The 2,577-nt window shown below is 60.1% G+C and carries 3 protein-coding genes; all 3 read right to left on the reverse strand.

Annotation, left to right across the window (positions count from 1 at the left end):
* Positions 1-55: 55 nt before the first annotated feature.
* The 3 genes from tnpC to tnpA are packed head-to-tail and all read right to left on the reverse strand — an operon-like array spanning position 56 to position 2,495.
* Positions 56-1,651, reverse strand: a complete 1,596-nt coding sequence (gene tnpC / locus GGD46_RS33505) for an IS66 family transposase (RefSeq protein WP_004121999.1) — start codon at positions 1,649-1,651, stop codon at positions 56-58.
* Positions 1,652-1,705: 54 nt separating this feature from the next.
* The gene (gene tnpB / locus GGD46_RS33510) at positions 1,706-2,059 is read right to left on the reverse strand and encodes an IS66 family insertion sequence element accessory protein TnpB (RefSeq protein ID WP_004121998.1); all 354 of its coding nucleotides are present in this window, start codon (positions 2,057-2,059) and stop codon (positions 1,706-1,708) included.
* Positions 2,040-2,495 carry an IS66-like element accessory protein TnpA gene (tnpA, locus tag GGD46_RS33515; RefSeq protein WP_004121997.1) on the reverse strand — a complete coding sequence of 152 codons (456 nt, stop codon included), beginning with the start codon at positions 2,493-2,495 and terminating at the stop codon, positions 2,040-2,042. The genes tnpB and tnpA overlap by 20 nt, the downstream gene beginning before the upstream one ends.
* Between the last annotated feature and the right edge of the window lie 82 nt (positions 2,496-2,577).

Raw genomic sequence — 2,577 nt, forward strand, 5'->3', positions numbered from 1 at the left:
TCGTAAGCGCTCATTTCCATGCGCGTTGACGCGGCCCGTTTGACCGGGGTCGCCGTCAGACGGCTGCCATTGGATCATGCAGCGGCGGTTTCAGCGTTTCAGCGAAGTTGAAGGGCAGCAGGTCGGTGATGTCGGCTTCGATGACACGCTGCGGTAATTCGGTAAGGACGTGACGCAGATAAGCCAAGGGTTCGATGCCGCAGGCGCGGCATGTCAGCATGAGGCTGTAGATGACGGCACTGGCCTTGGCTCCGTCCACGGTGTCGCTGAACAGCCAACTCTTTCTTCCCGTGGCAAAAATCCTGATGTCGCGCTCAAGCAAGTTGTTGTCGATCGGCATCCTGCCGTCTTCTGTATAGCGCGTCAGGTACTCCCATTGGTTCAGGGTGTAGGACACGGCATCGCCAAGCTTGGTATCGGGCAAGACCTTCGGCGCGATGTCGTCGAGCCATGCCTTGAGAGCGTTCAGGATGGGGACGCTGTGTTGCTGGCGGAAGCGGTGGATGCAGTGATCTCGCGTTTCGTCCTTATCCGGCTTCTCATTGCGCGCCTGGCTTTCAATCCGGTAGAGCTGCGCGAAGAACTTGAGCGCCTGCTCCGGCGGACCGCCGCCTTTCTTCCTTGCCTTGAGCGCGTCGACGAAGCGACGCCTGGAATGGGCCATACACCCAACATGGGTCGCGCCGTTCAATGTGCGCCAGGCGGTGTAGCCATCGCTCATCAAGATGCCGCGGTAGTCGCCGAGGAAGGCCTGCGGATAAATCTGGCCGCGGCCGGGTTGATAATCGAGCAGCACGATTGGCTCGCCGCTGTCTTCCCCGCTCCTGTATGCCCACATGAAGGATGTGCTGGTGGCTTCCTTGTCCTTTTCCTTCAAGACCTGGACCGTGGTCTCGTCACCATGGATGAGCGGCTGCGCCCTGAGCCGCAATTTCAGGGCGTCATAGATTCGGGAGAGATGCCTCTCGCTCGATCCGATCACCCAATGCCCGAGAGCGCCGCGGCTGACGGGAACACCGGCACGCTCGAAGGCCTGGGCCAGGCGGTAGAGCGGCGTGCCATCGACATATTTATGGACGAGCGCGAAGGCCAGTGTCGAGGCCGTGGCGATGCTGCCCGGCAAGGCCTGCGCGGGCATTGGCGCGAGAATGACAGGCGTGTTGATGCCGGTGCGGTCGCAATGGCGGCAGGCATACTTGAACCGCACATTCTGCAGGACCTTGGCCTTCACCTCGATATGGAGCTGCTCGGTGACCGCCTCACCCATGCGATGCATCTGGTGACGGCAGCAAGGGCAGGCCTTCTGATCGTGGGCAATGTCATATTCGACGCGCTCGCGCGGCAGGTGTTCCGGCAGGGGCTTGCGGCCACGCTTCTTGCCCTCCGGCCTTTCGGTCGATGGCAAGCCGGTGTCCGGCAGGTGGACGACCTCGCCATCTTCTCCGCTGGCGTCGTCATCGGCAACCTGCTCGGCTTCATCGAAGAGGCGGTCCACGTGCTTTTCGCTCTTCGGCGCAAAACGATGCAGCCGCGCCAGCACCAACTCTTCCTCGAGCTTGACCACGCGTTCCGTGAGCTGACGGTTTTCCGCCTGCAGCGCCGCAATGCGCGCCATCAACTCCTCAACAGTGGGTTCGCCGGGTCGGATCATCAGATTCTTGAATCTGAACCGTTTCGCCCCGTCAACCGCAGACGTTGCGAACTGTCAGCCGGCGATCTGGTATTGCCGAACCGGATGGCGGACCATCGCGTCGATATCAATGCCGTCGAGAATCCAGTGTAATTGCTCGGTCGTCAGCGTTACCACCATCATCTCCCGACGTGGCCACCGGAACCGGTCTTCCGACAATCGCTTCAGCACCATCACAAAACCGGACCGATCGAAGAACAGGAGCTTCATCCGGTCACGGCGGCGATTGCAAAAGGCAAAGACCGCAGGCGCAAACGGGTCCAGCGCCATAGTCTCCTGCACCAGGACCGCAAGGCTGTTGATGCCGGCGCGGAAGTCGATCGGTTCGCGATGCAGGTAGACCTTGAGATCAGCGCCCAGTCTGAACATGACCCAAAGCTCCGATGATTGTCCTCAAAGCATCAGCATCACCGGATTCCAGCGTCAGCTTCACGCCGTTTGGTAGCAACGCGCTTATTTTGGAAGAACCTGACAGATTGGCCTTCCCCAGTGACGCCGGTTGGTCTTCCCTAAACGCGACCGGCATCTCCAACGAGGAGGTCCCGACAGGCAGGCTGCAGTCTGCCGCGACGACCGGGATAAACCGCGAGCTTGCAGATCCCGCCGAGAAGCGAGCCTCCCTGGCATCCTTGACCCATTTGCGCAGTAGGTTGGCATTGATCCCATGCGTAAGCGCAAGGCCGGATATCGACACACCAGGCTCAAGGCAGGCCGCAACAAGCCGCTCCTTTGATCCCGGATCATAGCGGCGTCGCCCATCACGTCCCACCAACCGCACTCGCAGTTTCTGCTCTTCGTCACTCATATTTGGTGTCCACCTATTTTAAGTGGACACTTCATGCGGCAGAGAATTCAACGCGAAAAGGCGCAACGAAATGAGCGCTTAC

It is taken from the genome of Martinezella lusitana (assembly GCF_014207095.1).
Lineage (GTDB): Bacteria > Pseudomonadota > Alphaproteobacteria > Rhizobiales > Rhizobiaceae > Rhizobium > Rhizobium lusitanum_B.

Coding starts and splice junctions, on each gene's coding strand:
- tnpA (WP_004121997.1), bottom strand. CDS start 2,495: ATGAGTGACGAAGAGCAGAAACTGCGAGTGCGGTTGGTGGGACGTGAT.
- tnpB (WP_004121998.1), bottom strand. CDS start 2,059: ATGTTCAGACTGGGCGCTGATCTCAAGGTCTACCTGCATCGCGAACCG.
- tnpC (WP_004121999.1), bottom strand. CDS start 1,651: ATGATCCGACCCGGCGAACCCACTGTTGAGGAGTTGATGGCGCGCATT.